This is a genomic window from Gordonibacter sp. (genome assembly GCF_036667095.1).
GTDB lineage: Bacteria > Actinomycetota > Coriobacteriia > Coriobacteriales > Eggerthellaceae > Gordonibacter.
Genome location: NZ_JAVWUP010000029.1, coordinates 9,815 through 25,765, shown reverse-complemented (window position 1 = coordinate 25,765; position 15,951 = coordinate 9,815). Strand labels below are relative to the sequence as shown.

The following is a 15,951-nucleotide window of genomic DNA, read 5'->3' as shown; positions in this document are numbered from 1 at the left end:
CGGTTTAGTGGTGCGTGCTGAATGCGGACATTCTTTAAAGCACTGTGAACGCACGGTGATGGCGAGCTATTTCAAGTGTACGTGCGCATGTGCATCTGGTGATGAGCGCTGTGTTAAAGACGTCGACATTGCCTCGGCGGTAGCTTTAGCGTTGAGAGAGCGGCTTTTAAAAGATGGTCCCGGGCAAGGAAAAATCTGTAAAGGCGGTAGTGGCCCGCAATCGCAAAAGACTCGCGATATGAGGGCGCGTGCGCTTGATGCCTATGAAAGGATGGTTCAAGGCGAACTTACTTTGGAAGAGTTTCGCGCTGTCGGCAAGGGGGAGTCGGCCCCTGTGACTGTTCGACGTGATCGCCTTCTTCCGATGTCTTTGGGCAAGACCCAGGCGATGCGGGAAAGAGAGGTGCTTGATGTTCTTGGGGGTGGGCGGGAGCCTGAAAAGAACGACTTACAGGTGGTGGTGGAATCTATCGCCATAGGTGAGGGTGGAGCTATCGATGTAATCCTTAAACGTCGTTTGGTGTGATGTATCCAGCACGGTTTCCAAGCGCGCTGTTTCCCTGTTAAGGCGGGTGGACTGTTCCTCCGCACCTTGACAAGAGCATAGCGCGACCATAGCTGACCGGCAAACACGTTTAACGAGTTTCTTGCTGGTCAGCGACCTTCCTTTGATGCGAAAGCGTTGATGGGAGGACGAATTCACACACACTAGATGAACGCGAGCCTGCCATCCGGAAACGGGGCAGGCTCGTTTTTAATGAAGGGAGGTGGGGCAATGGTCAGTTCGTTTTGCTTCGGTGCTGCTTTTGCGTGCATCGGGGCACTCGTGGCTCTCGCATGCGGGATAGGAGGTGCAACATGACCGTATTCCGCGTTTGCAAGACGTCTGACTTTACGGTCATGAGCAACCATCATCTGCGCAACAGAAGCCTCTCGCTCAAAGCCAAGGGATTGTTGTCGCAGATGCTCTCGTTTCCGCCTGATTGGGAATTTAGTTTGGAAGGGCTTGCCGCCATTAATCCCGAAGGGGTTGATGCCGTGCGCAGCGGTGTGCGCGAACTTGAACGTTCAGGCTACGTGCGTCGCGAACGCTTCCGGGATGACCACGGACGCCTTCGAGGCAGCGACTATGAGGTGTTCGAGCGTCCAGTTGGTGAGGCTGGTGGCGTGCTGCCTAATTCGAGCAAACCTGTGCGGGAGGAACCAACATTGGATTTTCCAACGTTGGATAGCCCAAGGCAGGATAATCCTGTACAGGGCGGTCCAATGCAGGAAAATCCCATGCAATTAAGTACTCATGTATCAAATACTTATCCATTAAATACTGAAAGATTAAATACTAAAAGGCATGATTGTGGCCTGCGCGATTCAGAAAGGCCGGCGCGTCATCGATTCGGGATTTATGGCAACGTTTTTCTCTCGGATGCGGAGCTGGAGACCCTCAAGGCCGAGTTTCCTAAGGACTGGGAAGAACGTATAGAGCGCTTGGGTGAGTACATGCGCTCGAAGGGACGCACTTACAAAGACCATCTGGCGACTATTCGCAGTTGGGCGCGCCGCGATGCGCAGCGCCTGCAAAAACACCAGGTATCAAGCATTGGCAACAAAGTGTATGACGTTGCGGAAGGGGAGGCACTATGAAAACTCCTCTTTTCGCGATTGGTGGGCCGTCCGTTTGTGAGGGGGACTACCTTGGTGATGATGGGTTGTTGCGCTGCGGCAAATGCGGGGGTCCTAAGCAGGTACGGGTGTCTTTTGCGGGACGCTTGATCGAACCGGTTTGTCTGTGCCGGTGCGAGAAGGAGGCGCTTGCCGCCGAAGAGTCCCGCCTTAAAAAGAGTCAGCGTGACCGGCGCTTGCTTTCAAGCCCCGCGGCTACCTTGTCAATCAACTACGATCGAAACGCCACCTTTAACCTGGGCACGGACGTTTCGCGTGCGGAGTCTCTTGTTCGGACTTTTGCAAGGGCGTGGCCGCAGATGGCCGCGGAAGGTCATGGTCTTGCTCTTATTGGACCTGTGGGTACGGGAAAGACCTATGCGGCTGCTGCGCTTGCCAATGCGGTATGCGCTCAAGGCTCGAGTGTTTTGTTTACAAGCGTGCCCCGGGTTGAAGCGGCTCTTTGGGACGCGAAGGGGCGCTCGCGCGTGAGTCTGTTGGAGTCTCTTGCACTTTTCGATTTGCTCATTATTGACGATCTGGGCTGCGAACGCGCTACTGATTATATGGATGAACAGGCTTTTGTTGTGGTGGACGAGCGCTACCGCAGTGGTAAGCCGCTGGTGACCACAACAAATATTCCGTTAAGAGAACTAAAGAATCCGGATGCGCTTTCAAGATTGCGTATTTACGACCGTGTGCTTGAGCGTTGTCAACCCATCATCTTTGATGGTGATAGCTGGCGGCCACGCATAGCGGAGCAACGTCGCGCTCGGTTGCTTGCGGCGTTTGATGAAGTAGAAAGGAAGGATTAGCCATGCATGATGATTTTGGCGACGACGCCGGCGAGAAGATGGTTGATTGGATGATGAAGATTGGGCAGGAGCGGGGGCGTGCCGCTGCCGTTGCTGCTGCCTCGCAGTTGAAAGACGCGTTAAAGAACGCACGTGGGCAAGCTGCGGGGTCCGACGAGGTTAAAAACGGTTCTGAGTGGGCAAAGCTTGACATGGTTGAGTTTCAGGCCATCGAGGGTTGGCCAGAACTTCGTGAGCTGGTTTCAGATAAGCTCAAGGCCGACGGTATTGAGCACGAGTACTTCGATGAGCCGCAAGGTGGTAAGACCTACCTGGTGTTTCGGCTGGCCGATGCCGGTCGCGTTGCAGGTTCGCTCGAGCAGTTGGAAGGTATTGCAGATGCGGCGCGCGACAAGGCAGCCGCCCAACTTGAGCGCATGGAGCACGATCGAGAGCAAGATAAGTGCCGTGTCAAGGGTCGCGATCTTCGCGATACCGAGCGCTTGAAGGATAAGGCGATGATTGCGCTCAAGGCATCGGGGGCGGTCGAGCGCGGTGAGGTGAAGGTTGCTGATCGCGTGCAAACCCAGGATATGCAACAGGTGAGGACCCGATGAGGGGTGTGAGCGTCGCAGGGCTTATTGCAGCTGGAGTTGGGTCTGTTCTGGCATTTATGGCGGCGGATGCCTATATCGCCTGTCTATCTTCAATCCCTGGACCATTTACACTCAATTTGTCGGCAGCGCTGGAAGGCCTGCCTACCTACGTGATGACGCATGGCCTTATAAGCTTCGAAAAAGGGCCACTGCTTGCAGGATTTGTTGGCTTTATAGCCGTATGGGTGGCGTGGAGCCAGGCCATATTGTCTGCCGGAAACCATCGCTATGGCGAGGAGCACGGCTCAGCCGAATGGGGGTCGCTTCGCTATGCGCGCAAGTTTGGCGACAAAAAGCATGCTGACAATAACATCATCTTGACCAAGAGTATCTCGCTTGCAGTTGACCAATCGGGAAAGCGCGATGCGTTTCAACGGCCGCGCAACGTCATGGTCATAGGCGGCACGGGCTCGGGCAAGAGTTTTCGCTACGTCATCCCCAATATCTTGCAGATGAACGCAGATTTTGTGGCGCTTGACCCAAAAGGAACGCTCATGCCAAAGGTTGCTCCCGCGCTCATCGAAAACGACTACGACATAGCCTGTTTGAACCTGGTCGATATGACGGCATCTGATGATTTCAACCCGGTGATAAACCTTCGAAACGAGGTGGATATCCTGGAATTCGTGGAATGCTACATCGCCAATACCACGGGGGATAAAGCCCATGCGGGCGATCCGTTTTGGGAGAAGGCAGAGCGCCTGCTTTTTGTGGCGCTGCTTGGATACCTGGTATATCACTGCCCGCCTGAGGACCGTACGCTTTCTGGTGTGGTGTCGCTTTTAGCCCTTGCCGAGGCAAAGGAAAACGATCCGAGCTACTTAAGTCCGCTTGATATGCTGTTTCGCGAGATCGAGACCGGCATGCGCCTTGTGGAAAATGACGAGTTTGAGGGAAGAACGGGCCTTCGCGGGTTTGGAGCTGATGGCGGTGGCCGCTACAAGTGGGTGCGCGTGCATGACCCTGTTGACCTTGATTCTGATTTCACGCTTATGCACTACAAGATGTTCAAGGATGCGGCGGACAAGACGCTGAAATCCATACTCATCTCCTGCAATACACGCATGGAGCCCGTGGTTATACCGCAGGTTCGCAAGCTCTTGAGCCGCGATGACATGCATATCGATAAGTTGGGAGACGCTTCTTGCAAGCGCGCTATTTTTGTGGTCATGTCGGATACGTCATCGACGTTCTCGTTTCTGACGGCGCTTTTCATGTGGCAGACGGTTCACATGCTCTGTCGTAAGGCAGATGTTGATTGCAAAGGCGAGCTAAAACGACCCGTACATCTGATTTTGGACGAGTTTGCCAATGCAGGTAAGCTGCCCGACATTGAGCATGCTATCACCACCATCCGTTCGCGCAACATTTTCATGACCATCATCTTGCAATCTTTCGCACAGCTGGAAAGTCGCTACGAGAAGGATGCGCAGACCATCGTGGACAACTGTGACACGTTACTGTTTTTAGGTGGCAAATCAAACGACACCAACGAGATGATCTCAAAAATGATCGGAAAAGAGACGGTCGACACGATATCGACCAACGTGAGCCGCGGGGCGAATGGATCGACCTCGCGCAATATGGCACGTGTCGAGCGCGACCTCATGCAAGCGGCTGAGGTGGGCAGGCTTGATAGAGGCAAGGCTATCGTGTTGTTCAGCAATGCCAAGCCCCTTGTTGACGAGAAGTATCCCACGGACAAACATCAGCGCTGGGATTTGGTTCCCGGACATGAGGTCTCGCAAGTGTCCGAAGGTTTTGATTTCAAAAAATATCAGGAAGAAAGGATCAGGCATATGAGCTAGAAAAAAAGGACGACGGCACGCGCAAGGCGCCTGAGTGCGGGCAGGGCTTCCGGACCAAACCCGCCGCCGCCGTCCAAACGAAAAGGAGCACAAGTGCTCCAACAGCGAATTTTAACACAGAGAGTCCGTTTCGCATTGTGTGGCGGGCTCTCTTACTAACGAAAAGGAGCATATAAGACATGCTAGCTAATATCATCAGCCTCGTTTCAGGCTGCGTTACCTTCCTAGGTGGATTCTTGGTGGTTTGGGGCGCAGTTGCCTTGGGACTTGCTATTCGCGAGCAGCAAGGCGGCTCCCAGATTGCGAGCGCCATCTCAACCATTGCTGGCGGAGCCATCATCATTGCAGCCGCCGTTTACTTTGGGATGCTCGATACGTCTTGGCTTCCTGCGTAAAGGGGATGCCAATGCTGAGTGTATCCATACATAAAGATATCGGTGAATATACCGAAAAGGTGCTCGGCAAACTCTCACTGCGCACGCTCGCCTGCGTTGCCGGTGGGTTTAGTGCTGCTATTGCGGCGGCCGCATGTACCTATTTTGTGTTGGGCATTGAGGTTTCTGACGCTACTTTGCCCGTGATGTTGTGTTCTATGCCGTTTTGGCTTGCCGGATTCTGGCGCCCAAGCGGAATGAAGCTCGAGCAATTCATGTCTCTCTGGTTTCAGCATACCTTCACCGATGACAGGATCTTGTATTCGTCATCCATTGATCTGCTTGAGCCAAATATGCATGAGCAGATATCGGAAAAGACCGACCATAAGGGGCAGCGCAAAGCAAAACGAAAGGGGGCTGAACTCTATGAGCCGAGCAGTGAAGACGTCTAGGCGCGAGGCGAAGCGCGCTATGAAGGAAGAAAAAAAGAGTTTGAAGCTGGCGCAAGCAAATGCGAAAGCTCGCGGTAAGTCTGACGTGACCCGACGCCTTCGCGCCCAGGAAAAAGAACTGAGTGAGCAAACCCAATCGAAGCGCCGAAAGCGCTTCGCTGCAAAGGACGTGGTTAGCTACATTGGCTATGACGCCCTTTATCAAGACGGCATTGCACAGGTGGAAGACGGCATGTTCTCACAGACATTGAAGTTTACCGACATTAGCTATCAGTCCGCGCGTGAGGAAAACCAGCAGGCGATTTTCTCTACTTACTGCCAGCTATTCGATTACTTCGGTGCTGAAACAAGCGTGCAGATGAACATCGTGAACACGCCTATCCCCACAGAAGAGATTGGCAACAAGGTGTTCTTCGCGTGTCATGACGAGCGTACGCGCCCCTATGTGGATGAATACAATTGCATTCTCAACGATAAGATGCGCGAAGGTGTGAGCAATTTGGTGCGCGAACGTTACTTAACGTTTGCGGTTGGTGTGCCAAATGTCGATGCTGCCGTGCCAAAGCTTGCGCGCATGCGCAACGACTGTGCGGCGACACTTGCCCGCATCCGAAGCGATGCGAGGGTGGTTCGCGGCGAGGAGCGCCTATCCCTCATACATTCGCAACTATGCCCAGGGCACGTTCTGGTGTCGCCGATATTCGATGAGCTGTCAACCAAAAGTGGTCTTCTCACAAAGGATCTCATTGCACCTGGTGTGCTTGATTTCAAACCCGATGGACGAAACGACTGCTTTTATTCTGACGGTATGTACGGTCAAGTGCTCGGGTTTCGCCATTTCGGTAGTGAATTGAGCGATCGTGCTTTGGCTGACATCATTGATCTTGCCTTACCACTGAATGTGACTTTGCATATTCAGGCAATGGACAAGGCTAAGGCGGTAGCGTTTGTGAAGCAGCGTCTTGCTTGGATGGATAAGGAAATCATTGACGAGCAGATGACAGCTGTGAAGAAAGGCTATGACTTCCAGATTCTGCCTTCCGAGCTCAAGTATTCCAAAGAAGAGGCTGAAGACCTACTCGACCATCTGCAGAATAAAAACCAGCGCCTGTTTACCTTTACGGGCTTGGTCTATACCTATGCAAAGACACTTGAAGAGCTTGATGAGCAGGTACTGCAAATCGTGAGCACGGCACGCCGTAACTCCATCGATCTTGATGCTTTGGGTTATCGCCAGCGACAGGGTTTGAACTCGATTCTCCCTTTGGGCCATAACCATGTTGAGATGAGCCGCATGATGACCACCGCCCAGGTGGCTATTCAGATGCCGTTTGCAAGTCAGGAGCTCAATCAGGTTGGTGGCGGCTATGTGGGTCAATCCAAACAATCGGGCAACTTGGTTATGTGCAATCGCAAAGAGCTTGCAAGCCCTATGGGTTTTGACTGCGGCAAGCCAGGCAGCGGTAAGTCGTTTGGCGTTAAGCGCGAGATCATCAATACCATTCTGCTCTACCCAGATGACGAGATAATCATCTTCGACCCCGCTGGTGAATACGCGCCGGTAGTCAAGCCTGTTGGCGGCACGTCCATTCGCTTTGCACCTGATTCGGCAACCCACATGAACCCGTTTGACCTGGGTGATGTGGCCGACATGGGCAACGCAAGTCAGATGGCGTTCAAGATTGAGGCAATACTGGCGCTTTCATCGGCCACTATGGCCGAAGGCTCCCAAGGCTTGCCGGAATCCGATAAGTCCATCATCAGCCGTTGTGTGGAGGCGGCCTATGTTGAAGCTTCCATGAAGGGCCGCATGCCAACGCTGGGTGACTTCTATGACATCCTTTGCAACCAGCCTGAGGCCGAGGCACGCGACATCGCGCTTCGCTATGAGCGCTACGTGAAGGGTGCTCTGTCGTTTTTCAACAATCAGTCGAATGTGCGTTTCGACAACCGCATCACCAACATCAACTTTAAGGACTTGAACTCGAACATGCGTGTGTTCGGTATGCTGACGGCGTTAGAGGCCGTGCGCAACCGTATGTATTACAACTTCGAGCGCGGCGTTACCACCTGGCTCTACATTGATGAAGTGCAAAGCCTGTTTAGTCACCCCGCTATCATCAGCTACTTCTCTAAATTCTGGGCTGAGGGGCGCAAGTTTAACCTCATCTGCACCGGCATCACGCAAAACTCCATCTATATGCTTGAGCATGAAGAGGCACGCAATATGGTACTCAATTCCGACTACATTATGTTGCTGAAGCAATCGCCGCTCGATCGCCAGGCATGGGTAAAGTTGCTTGATTTATCGGCGCAGGAGGAGGCCTGCATCGATGAATCCGTAAAGCCCGGCGAAGGTTTGCTGGTGGCCGGTGCCGCCCGCATCGCCATCACGGATAGCTGGCCTAAGGGGTTGCTCTACGATACCTTCAACACCAAGCCTGAGGAGATTGCGGCCTTGAAGCGCAAGGCCCGTTTAGAGTTTGGGTTCGCAGACAAGGCCGAGGAATAGCCGTGACGAACAATCTGGCAAAACATAGCGAAACGGCAACGGTCGGTAAGTTTACGCGAGGCGCAGATGATGGCATCTTTGAAGCCAAGTTCGGTCGCACGGATGCGGTAAACACTGGGATCGTGAAAGCATCTGATGCAATCGCCAAAGCAGAGCTCAAGGGTGTGCGTAAAGGCGAAAGTTCTGTGCGCAGCGTGCTGGGGCGAGCAACGCGCCAGGCGGGTGCTGCCGATGGCGCAGATGCGGGTGATCAAGCGGCAAACAATGTTGCCCGGCAAACAGCTACCGCGTTGCAATCGCATCGAAACATGCGCTCGGCAATCCTTGCATCTACTGTCTCGGAGATGGACGAGGCTGATGAAACTGGAGGCGTTGCAAATGCTTACCAAAGGGGATTGGATGCACAAACTGTCGCTTCGAAGGCAAAAGCAGCACGCTCATCAAAGGCGGCATCGAGCAACGCCGTAAAATCCACGGGGGTCAATAACTCCCGTAGCGTAAAAAACGTTGAAGAGCGAGCACGCGATGCTGTAAACAAAAAGGCCAAGGACAAAGCGGCAACTTCGAAGGTTCAGGCTCAATCTCGTCGTACTTGGCTTAAGGCCCATGCAGCGCAAGTGAGGGCTGCAAAGGCTACTGGTCAGGTTGCAGCGAAAGCAAGTGGTATCAAGACGCTTGCCGCAATGGCATCGGGTGCCCTTGCTACGGTAGCGGGTGTTATGGTCGGCGTCATCGCATTCGTGCTTGCCATGATGGTTGTCTCGCAGCTTATCAGTGCGTTGTTTGGTTTTTGGGAGAACGAGGCATCAAAGCATTCGCTTGCAGGTTTGCCTCCCTACATTACCAGCGAGATGGTCGTGACTGCGCTCGAGTGCCAAGAGAAATACGGACACCCGGCAGGCTGCACCATCGCACAGATTATATGTGAGTCAGGTCAGGGCGATCATCTGTCGGGATTGGCGATGCGCGACAACAATCTTTTTGGGATCAAATGGGCTGCAAGCTACGGACTTGCTGCAGAAGTGTCGGGACACTCCAGCTGGCAGACCGGCGAGGAAGATGGTGGACAGGCGGTGAACGTCATAGCTGAATTTACTACCTTCAAGTCGCATAAGGACTGTATTTTGTTTCGTAGCCGCGTGTTCTTGGCAAATCCGCGCTATGCGGGCAACTCCCTTATCCAAGAAGCTATCGTGACGCATTCATCTGACAAGATGGCCGAGGGCCTCAAAGACGCAGGCTATGCGACCAGCTCGAGCTACGTCGATACATTAAAAGGCATCATGGCCACCTACAATCTTTATCGCTTCGACACTATGAGCGTTGAGCAGTATGAATCGATCTCAACCAACGGCGAAGCCATCGTGCAAGCCGCTTATTCTCAGCTCGGTGTTCCCTATGTCTGGGGAGGTTCAACTCCTCATGTGGGGCTGGACTGTTCAGGGCTTACGCAGTACTGCTATGCCCAAGCGGGCATTTCTATTCCTCATTACACCGAGGATCAGAAGGCTGTGCTGCATACCGTTCTTTTATCTGAGGCGCAACCAGGCGACATTCTCTACAGGTACGGGCATGTGGGCATCTACGTGGGCGGCGACCAGTATATACACGAACCTCAGACAGGAGACGTCTGCAAGGTATCAAATGGGATTAATTACTTTACCTGCGCTCTTACTGCGCGATTTTAGAAGGGGGAACAATCAATGGAAAAAAGGAAGAAGGCCTTGCTCGCGCTAACTATCGGCATGGTTCTAGTTTTGGTGGCAACCACCGTTGCTCGCTACTCTGTTGTGCATGCTGAACAGGTGCAAAGTGATGCACTCGCTGAGGCGGCTATTGACGATGCCACAAACGAAGTGATTGATGCTACAGGAGATGGCTCTTTGACCGAAGATTCGAAGCTGCCCGGTGGAGATGTTATCGAGGTGCTGAAAACAAACGTTTGGGGATCCTCGGATGGTTTGACGTCTATCGTATTTAAGGATGGACGATACGTAGAGTCGGATGGCGCTTCGTCGGCTATGACAACCTTCGATGTGGGCGAGGTGGCCATTGAAAATGATCAAACGGCAATTGTTTTGAAGGTTGATTGCCCAGACGCTACGGTGAAAGATTCACTTTTGCTTCTTCGCCACGATATGACAGGTGCACTTACTATATCTTCCGATGACTTTGTGTTCTCGAAGACCTATCGACAAGGCCTAGGAGACACAGGACCACTTTCAATTGAGGGCGTAAATAGTGAGTTTCGTGAGCTTTTGGGAGGCACCACCGATACGCTTGTAAAGGCGCTTTCTGACTACGCCCATATCCACGCGCCTTCGGCCACGATGGCCACCTGGGATGAGTCTCTCGTTGTTGACTATACGACGGGGACCGTCAGCGCTAACTTCGCTCTCAATGATGCAGCAAGGACGCTGCTCACTGTGGAATACGTAAGGGCGACATCTGTGTTCACAGTGATGGGGTGATTGACGTGGTTTCAATCAAGAGTCCGCGCTTTGTTCTGCCCTTTGCTTTTACGTTTCTCATGCTAAGTTCGCTTATGCTTTTTCCTGACTTTGCGTTTGCGGCCATTGGCGATGACATTAACAAGTGGCTTTGCGGGGTATTACGTGAGTGCTGCAACTGGATCTTCGCGAATCAAATAAACATGCTTAAATCCATTGGTTATGACGGCATTCTTGCCGCTAGTTTCGATTCGATGCTTGGCACAGCAGGAGAAACTACCATGTATTCTCTTGTTTATGGCGTTTGGCAGGTTGCAATACTGCCTATCGGCTGCGGAGTTCTCGGGTTTGTGTTTACTATCAAGCTTATTCAAATCTCGCAGAGAATGGATGGAAACGCGAGCATGCCGGGAATCAAAGAGGTCGTATTTCTACTGGTATTTTTCGCGGTATTTTTGTTTCTCTTAAAGAATAGCTTCGAGATTATGTCGTCAATCTATGCTGTAACCAAACTTGCCATTGAGCGCATTATTAATATGTTCGGCGCGGGCGGTGTTATCGACCTCAATGCCGTGTCAATTGTCACCACCAATGATGATGTAGCAGCACTTGTCGCCATGCTTATTGTGGCTCTTATCAGCTGGGTCGTAGTGCTGGCGGCATACATTGTGGCACTGGTTGTTTCCTGGGCACGAGCCATTCAGCTATACCTCATGGCTGCTTTTAGTCCTATTCCGCTTGCATTGATGGGCACCGAGGATACACGTCAGATTGGCGTTGGATACCTTAAGAATTTCGTGGCCGTATGTCTGGCGGGGATCATCATCCTTGTTTTGCTTGTGTCCTTTCCAATCGTCCTTGGCGGGTTGAATGCTGCCAATCCTGGCACAAATACGCCCATCGATGGCATTGCTAACGGCCTTACTTATGCACTTCAATATCTCGCAATGTGTATTCTGCTCATTTTGTCCCTCGTCAAGAGTGGCAGCTGGGCGCGTGACATTGTGGGCGGATAGCAGCTTGGCGGTTTCCAATGCAGTTAAAAATCAGATAAAGGTAGACGGTGAAAAAGAATTTCGAGCTGTCTTAAAAAGGAGAAAGGAGGCTGTCGCGTTGTATCGATGACGACGCGGAGAGTTTACGGGGACATTATGTCCCCGCGATAACGAAAGGGCTCACTTCCGGATTCATGGGCCCGAAAACGAAAAGGAGCACTGATATACATGGCAGAAAAGAAAAACGTCTATCTCTCGTTTCACAAGAGCTTTGTGCGCCAAGGGATAGAGTATGCCGATCGCGAAACGGGCGAGGCAAAGACCTTTAACCAAGTGACGTTACCTTCGGACACCGTTATAGACGGCGTTGATGTGAGCGGTTATCAATTCAGTCCGAAGTTTGTGAACCCTTCGAAGTATAAGGGGGATGATTGGTACGACGTGCCATTGCTGGATAATCGGGAGGTTTGGCTTACAAAAACGTTCATCGGAGAGGATGGAAATCCTTTGCGCGATGAAGATGGGACGGCAGTTAAGGATACTGTTAAGGTGATGCCGACTGCAATCAAGGAAGCACTTGTGGAAGCGCGCCGCCGATGGGCCGAGGCGCATGATGCTGAGCGCCCACTTGCAGAGCGTGCTGCTACCGCGCGGGAGAGCTCGCGCATAGGTCAGGATAATCCCGTTGCCAATCGTACTTGTCAGCAACGATAAGGCGGTGGGAGAAATGCAAGAAACATTAAAGGAAAAGGTTATTCATCCTACAAAGGTAGAAAAAGCCATGAGTGTCTTGTTGGCGCTAACATTGGCGTTTGCTTCGGTTCTATCTGTCGGTGCGGCCGATATTCGCGATGCCTATGCTGGCGAATCTGCCGATTTGGTTGTGGGCGGTGCAATTTATTATGGGGGATATGGAACCAATTGGATGCACGTCAACGGCGAGATGGCCTATTGCGGCAACCCGGGGGCGGCTACGCCAAGTTCCGGAAACTACGCCAAGGAATCTGTGGTGGCACCGAGCGGACGCAGTGCCGAAACGATAGCTGATCTTTGGTTTAGCTATGGTAGCCCTGGATTTGATGCATCATTGTGGCCAAGCACGTGGTATGACGGCACTGAGATGAACGATGCACGTTATGCGGCCCTTGCGCATATTCTGCTATCAGACACATTCTCAAGCAATGGAGACTATGCGCTCTATGGGTGTAGCCAGGACTTTAAGGACTGGGCACGTGAGCAAGTTATCGGATTTGGAACTGATGGTTCTGAGATCAACATTCATGCTACAGGACGCCAGATTGCCATGCGCGGTGGCGAAGTGCCAGGTAACTTTTCTACGTTCATGCTCTATACGGGTTCAAGTACTCAGCTCATCCTTTCTTTTGAATACATTCCTTACGGCGCGGTTGAACTGACGAAGGTATCGTCGAATCCTCACGTTACTGAAGGTAACGGCTGCTATTCGGTCGAAAACGCGATTTATGGTGTGTATGCTGATGCTGCTTGCTCCAATTTAGTGAAGACTATGGTTACGGATACAGGTGGCTATGCTAAGGCTGATGAGCTTGAAGTAGGTAGCTACTGGGTCAAGGAAATTGAGCCTTCTTCTGGTATGGCGATTGACGAGACAGCGTATCCTGTGGCGGTAGCGTCTGATGCGACTGCGGCGGTCAACGGCGGGACGGTCGTTGACTTGGCTCGCACCGACCCCGTGGGCATGCTGGTGGGTAAGGTGGATGCAACAACCAACACCAATCGACCCCAAGGGGCGTCTGACCTTTCTGGTGCCCAATTCAGCGTGAGGTACTACGATGGCTACTATTCGAGTGCCGAAGCAGCACAGGCGTCGGGGGACCCTGTGCGTTCTTGGACGTTTGCGACTGATGAGGATGGGTTCGCTTACTTTTCTGACGAATACAAGGTTGCAGGAGATATCCTTTACTATCAGACCAACGGCACCACGGCATGCATGCCGCTTGGAACTGCAGTGATTGAGGAGGTCAAAGCGCCGCAGGGATATAACCTTGACGATGGGGTAAATCCAGCCAATCCACCACGTAAGTTCTGTGTGCAGATCACGAGTGACGGCGTTATTGGTGAGAGCGCGTATTCGTGGAACACGCCAAAGGTTCCCGACACAGTACAGCGGGGTGATTATCGCCTGTTCAAGGAAGTACCTACCAACAATAATGACGAGAATCAGGAGTTTACCCGTATCGCCATCGAAGGCGTGCAGTTCCAGATTATCAATGAGAACGTGAGTGCGGTGGTATCTCCTGATACGGGCGAGGAGGTGCAACAAGGGGGCGTCGTTTGTACGCTTGTCACTGACGAGAATGGTTTTGCGTCCACGAAGACCCATGTGCCTGCAGGCTGGAGTGCGGCTTTGGCCTACGGTGAATACACGGTGCATGAAATTATTCCTGATGATGTTGCTGAGCGCGTGAAGGCCGAACACGGTATCACGCTCATTGGCGTGGACGACTGGAAGATCACGGTTTCTGCCGAGGGTCAGTACGATCCCATTCAGGTAGTGGCAAACCATATCCCGCAGACCCCGCTCACCATCCAAAAGGTCGACAGTACTACCGGCAAGTCGATCCCGCTTGCATGCAGTTTCCAAATCTTCGACGATGACGACAAGCTGGTTACCTATACCGACCACATGAATGAGGTGGTCGTGGACACATGGGCCACCATCGGTAGCACGGGCCATGTCACTTTGCCGATGAAGCTCGATGAGGGCACCTATACCATCCATGAGGTGCAGGCACCTGAGGGCTACGTGTTGGGTGGGCAGGATATTACCTTCGCAGTTGATGAATACCACACGTGGGATGATCCCATTATCGTTACCTATGCTGATGCACCTATCCGCGCTGAGGTCCAATTGCTCAAAACCGACGGCACCACCAAGGTACCAGTTGAGGGAGCCGAGTACTGTATCAAGGCCGAAGGTGACGTGGTAACAGGCGACGGTACCGTGCGCTTTTCGGACGGGCAGATTGTCGGCTACGTGATCACAGATGCGCAAGGAAAGGCCTCGATTGAGGATTTGTTTCTGGGCAATTATGTGGCCTACGAGACCAAGAGTCCTGAAGGCTGGGCACTCGATACAGAGGAGCATCACATTGGCATCCAGAGTCAAGGCCAGCTTGTGCCTGTTGTGGTCGAGGAGTTCGATATGGTTGATATGCCGACCACGCTTAAATTGTTGAAGGTGGATTCTACTGACACGACCAAGGCGCTTGGTGGCGCGACGTTTCGCATCACGCAAATGGCACCTGCAGCTGTTGGCGAGTTAGATTCCAGCTTTAACGTCAAGTGGGAGTACGAGTTGACTACTGAGGCTAACGGCACAGCAGAGCTGCCCTACATGCCGCATGGTACGTTCGAGGTTGAAGAGATTCAAACACCTGCGGGCTATTTTATGCCATTGGAGACCCAGCCTGTAACCTTTAAGGTCGATGACCAGGGCTTCATTGGTTTGGACGCCCAGGATGCTCAGTTCAGCGATACGCTTGAGCTCACCTTCGAGAACACGCCGACTGTTTTGGATATCAGCAAAACTGATGCCACCACAGGCGAAGAGTTGCCGGGTGCCACGCTGGTTATCATCGACAAAGATGGCAATGTCGTTGAGGAATGGGTTTCCACTGATGAGGCTCATCGTATTGTTGGCATTGAACCGGGTGATTACGTACTCACTGAAACTATTGCGCCTGAAGGCTACCTGATGGCAACTTCGGTTGAGTTCACCGTTGAACCAACGGGCGATGTGCAGAAAGTTGAAATGAAAGATGACTATACCAAGGTCGACATCTCCAAGACCGATATCGCTACGGGCGAAGAGCTTCCTGGAGCGCATTTGCGGGTAATCGACAAGGATAACAAGGTCGTTGCCGAATGGGATACCGACGGCAAGGTTCACCGCATTAACGGGTTGGAACCTGGCGATTACACTTTGCGCGAGACTAGTGCTCCCGCTGGCTATGAGATTGCTGAGGATGTTAAGTTCACGGTTGAAGCCACAGGTGATGTGCAAAAGGTTGAGATGAAGGATAAGGCTGTGCCTGCTAAGGAAAGTGAGCAGGCGGACCTTCCGAAGACTGGCGACAGTTTCCCCTGGTGGGTAGTTGCACTTGCAGCAGCTGGTGCGGGTACAACGGCCGGTGCGGGGATCTATCTTCGCCGCCGCAAGGCAGCCGATGAGGTCGTGGATGTAGAGGAGGACCTGCAATGATTGTCTGG

The 15,951-nt window shown here is 52.5% G+C and carries 13 protein-coding genes; all 13 read left to right on the top strand.

The genetic code is table 11. The annotated features are described in order from the left end of the window. Positions 1 to 526, top strand: a 526-nt coding sequence (locus tag RR842_RS04935) for a hypothetical protein (protein ID WP_332729144.1), incomplete at its 5' end; no start/stop codon positions are given. Between the two features lie 332 nt (positions 527 to 858). Continuing rightward, positions 859 to 1,641, top strand: coding sequence for a helix-turn-helix domain-containing protein (locus tag RR842_RS04930; protein WP_332729143.1), 783 nt, complete (start codon positions 859 to 861; stop codon positions 1,639 to 1,641). Then, positions 1,638 to 2,474, top strand: coding sequence for an ATP-binding protein (locus tag RR842_RS04925; RefSeq protein ID WP_332729142.1), 837 nt, complete (start codon positions 1,638 to 1,640; stop codon positions 2,472 to 2,474). The genes RR842_RS04930 and RR842_RS04925 overlap by 4 nt, the downstream gene beginning before the upstream one ends. Positions 2,475 to 2,476: 2 nt before the next feature. Beyond that, complete coding sequence (locus RR842_RS04920) at positions 2,477 to 3,070, top strand: hypothetical protein (protein WP_332729141.1); 594 nt, start codon at positions 2,477 to 2,479, stop codon at positions 3,068 to 3,070. A 5-nt stretch (positions 3,071 to 3,075) separates the two neighbouring features. Beyond that, complete coding sequence (locus RR842_RS04915; RefSeq protein ID WP_332729140.1) at positions 3,076 to 4,917, top strand: type IV secretory system conjugative DNA transfer family protein; 1,842 nt, start codon at positions 3,076 to 3,078, stop codon at positions 4,915 to 4,917. Between the two features lie 179 nt (positions 4,918 to 5,096). Then, positions 5,097 to 5,312: a hypothetical protein gene (locus tag RR842_RS04910; protein ID WP_332729139.1), complete on the top strand. Its 216-nt coding sequence runs from the start codon at positions 5,097 to 5,099 to the stop codon at positions 5,310 to 5,312. 11 nt (positions 5,313 to 5,323) lie between these two features. Then, positions 5,324 to 5,743, top strand: a complete 420-nt coding sequence (locus RR842_RS04905) for a PrgI family protein (protein WP_332729137.1) — start codon at positions 5,324 to 5,326, stop codon at positions 5,741 to 5,743. A gap of 19 nt (positions 5,744 to 5,762) precedes the next feature. Further along, positions 5,763 to 8,255 (top strand): conjugal transfer protein TraC, encoded by a 2,493-nt coding sequence (locus RR842_RS04900; RefSeq protein WP_332729136.1) that lies wholly within the window; start codon positions 5,763 to 5,765, stop codon positions 8,253 to 8,255. 2 nt (positions 8,256 to 8,257) lie between these two features. Next, the gene (locus tag RR842_RS04895; RefSeq protein ID WP_332729135.1) at positions 8,258 to 9,943 is read left to right on the top strand and encodes an NlpC/P60 family protein; all 1,686 of its coding nucleotides are present in this window, start codon (positions 8,258 to 8,260) and stop codon (positions 9,941 to 9,943) included. 15 nt (positions 9,944 to 9,958) lie between these two features. Next, positions 9,959 to 10,726, top strand: coding sequence for a hypothetical protein (locus tag RR842_RS04890; protein ID WP_332729134.1), 768 nt, complete (start codon positions 9,959 to 9,961; stop codon positions 10,724 to 10,726). A 59-nt stretch (positions 10,727 to 10,785) separates the two neighbouring features. After that, on the top strand, positions 10,786 to 11,721 hold the full coding sequence (locus RR842_RS04885; RefSeq protein ID WP_332729146.1) for a conjugal transfer protein TrbL: 936 nt from the start codon (positions 10,786 to 10,788) through the stop codon (positions 11,719 to 11,721). A gap of 207 nt (positions 11,722 to 11,928) precedes the next feature. Next, positions 11,929 to 12,414, top strand: a complete 486-nt coding sequence (locus RR842_RS04880; protein WP_332729133.1) for a DNA gyrase — start codon at positions 11,929 to 11,931, stop codon at positions 12,412 to 12,414. A 13-nt stretch (positions 12,415 to 12,427) separates the two neighbouring features. Further along, entirely contained in the window at positions 12,428 to 15,943 is a 3,516-nt protein-coding gene (locus RR842_RS04875; RefSeq protein WP_332729132.1) for a SpaA isopeptide-forming pilin-related protein, read from the top strand. Positions 15,944 to 15,951: the final 8 nt, after the last annotated feature.

What these genes read in the sequence shown, in the direction of transcription:
- RR842_RS04920 (WP_332729141.1), top strand. Translation starts at nt 2,477, where the DNA reads ATGCATGATGATTTTGGCGACGACGCCGGCGAGAAGATGGTTGATTGG.
- RR842_RS04890 (WP_332729134.1), top strand. Translation starts at nt 9,959, where the DNA reads ATGGAAAAAAGGAAGAAGGCCTTGCTCGCGCTAACTATCGGCATGGTT.
- RR842_RS04880 (WP_332729133.1), top strand. Translation starts at nt 11,929, where the DNA reads ATGGCAGAAAAGAAAAACGTCTATCTCTCGTTTCACAAGAGCTTTGTG.
- RR842_RS04900 (WP_332729136.1), top strand. Translation starts at nt 5,763, where the DNA reads ATGAAGGAAGAAAAAAAGAGTTTGAAGCTGGCGCAAGCAAATGCGAAA.
- RR842_RS04910 (WP_332729139.1), top strand. Translation starts at nt 5,097, where the DNA reads ATGCTAGCTAATATCATCAGCCTCGTTTCAGGCTGCGTTACCTTCCTA.
- RR842_RS04925 (WP_332729142.1), top strand. Translation starts at nt 1,638, where the DNA reads ATGAAAACTCCTCTTTTCGCGATTGGTGGGCCGTCCGTTTGTGAGGGG.
- RR842_RS04885 (WP_332729146.1), top strand. Translation starts at nt 10,786, where the DNA reads ATGCTAAGTTCGCTTATGCTTTTTCCTGACTTTGCGTTTGCGGCCATT.
- RR842_RS04930 (WP_332729143.1), top strand. Translation starts at nt 859, where the DNA reads ATGACCGTATTCCGCGTTTGCAAGACGTCTGACTTTACGGTCATGAGC.
- RR842_RS04875 (WP_332729132.1), top strand. Translation starts at nt 12,428, where the DNA reads ATGCAAGAAACATTAAAGGAAAAGGTTATTCATCCTACAAAGGTAGAA.
- RR842_RS04905 (WP_332729137.1), top strand. Translation starts at nt 5,324, where the DNA reads ATGCTGAGTGTATCCATACATAAAGATATCGGTGAATATACCGAAAAG.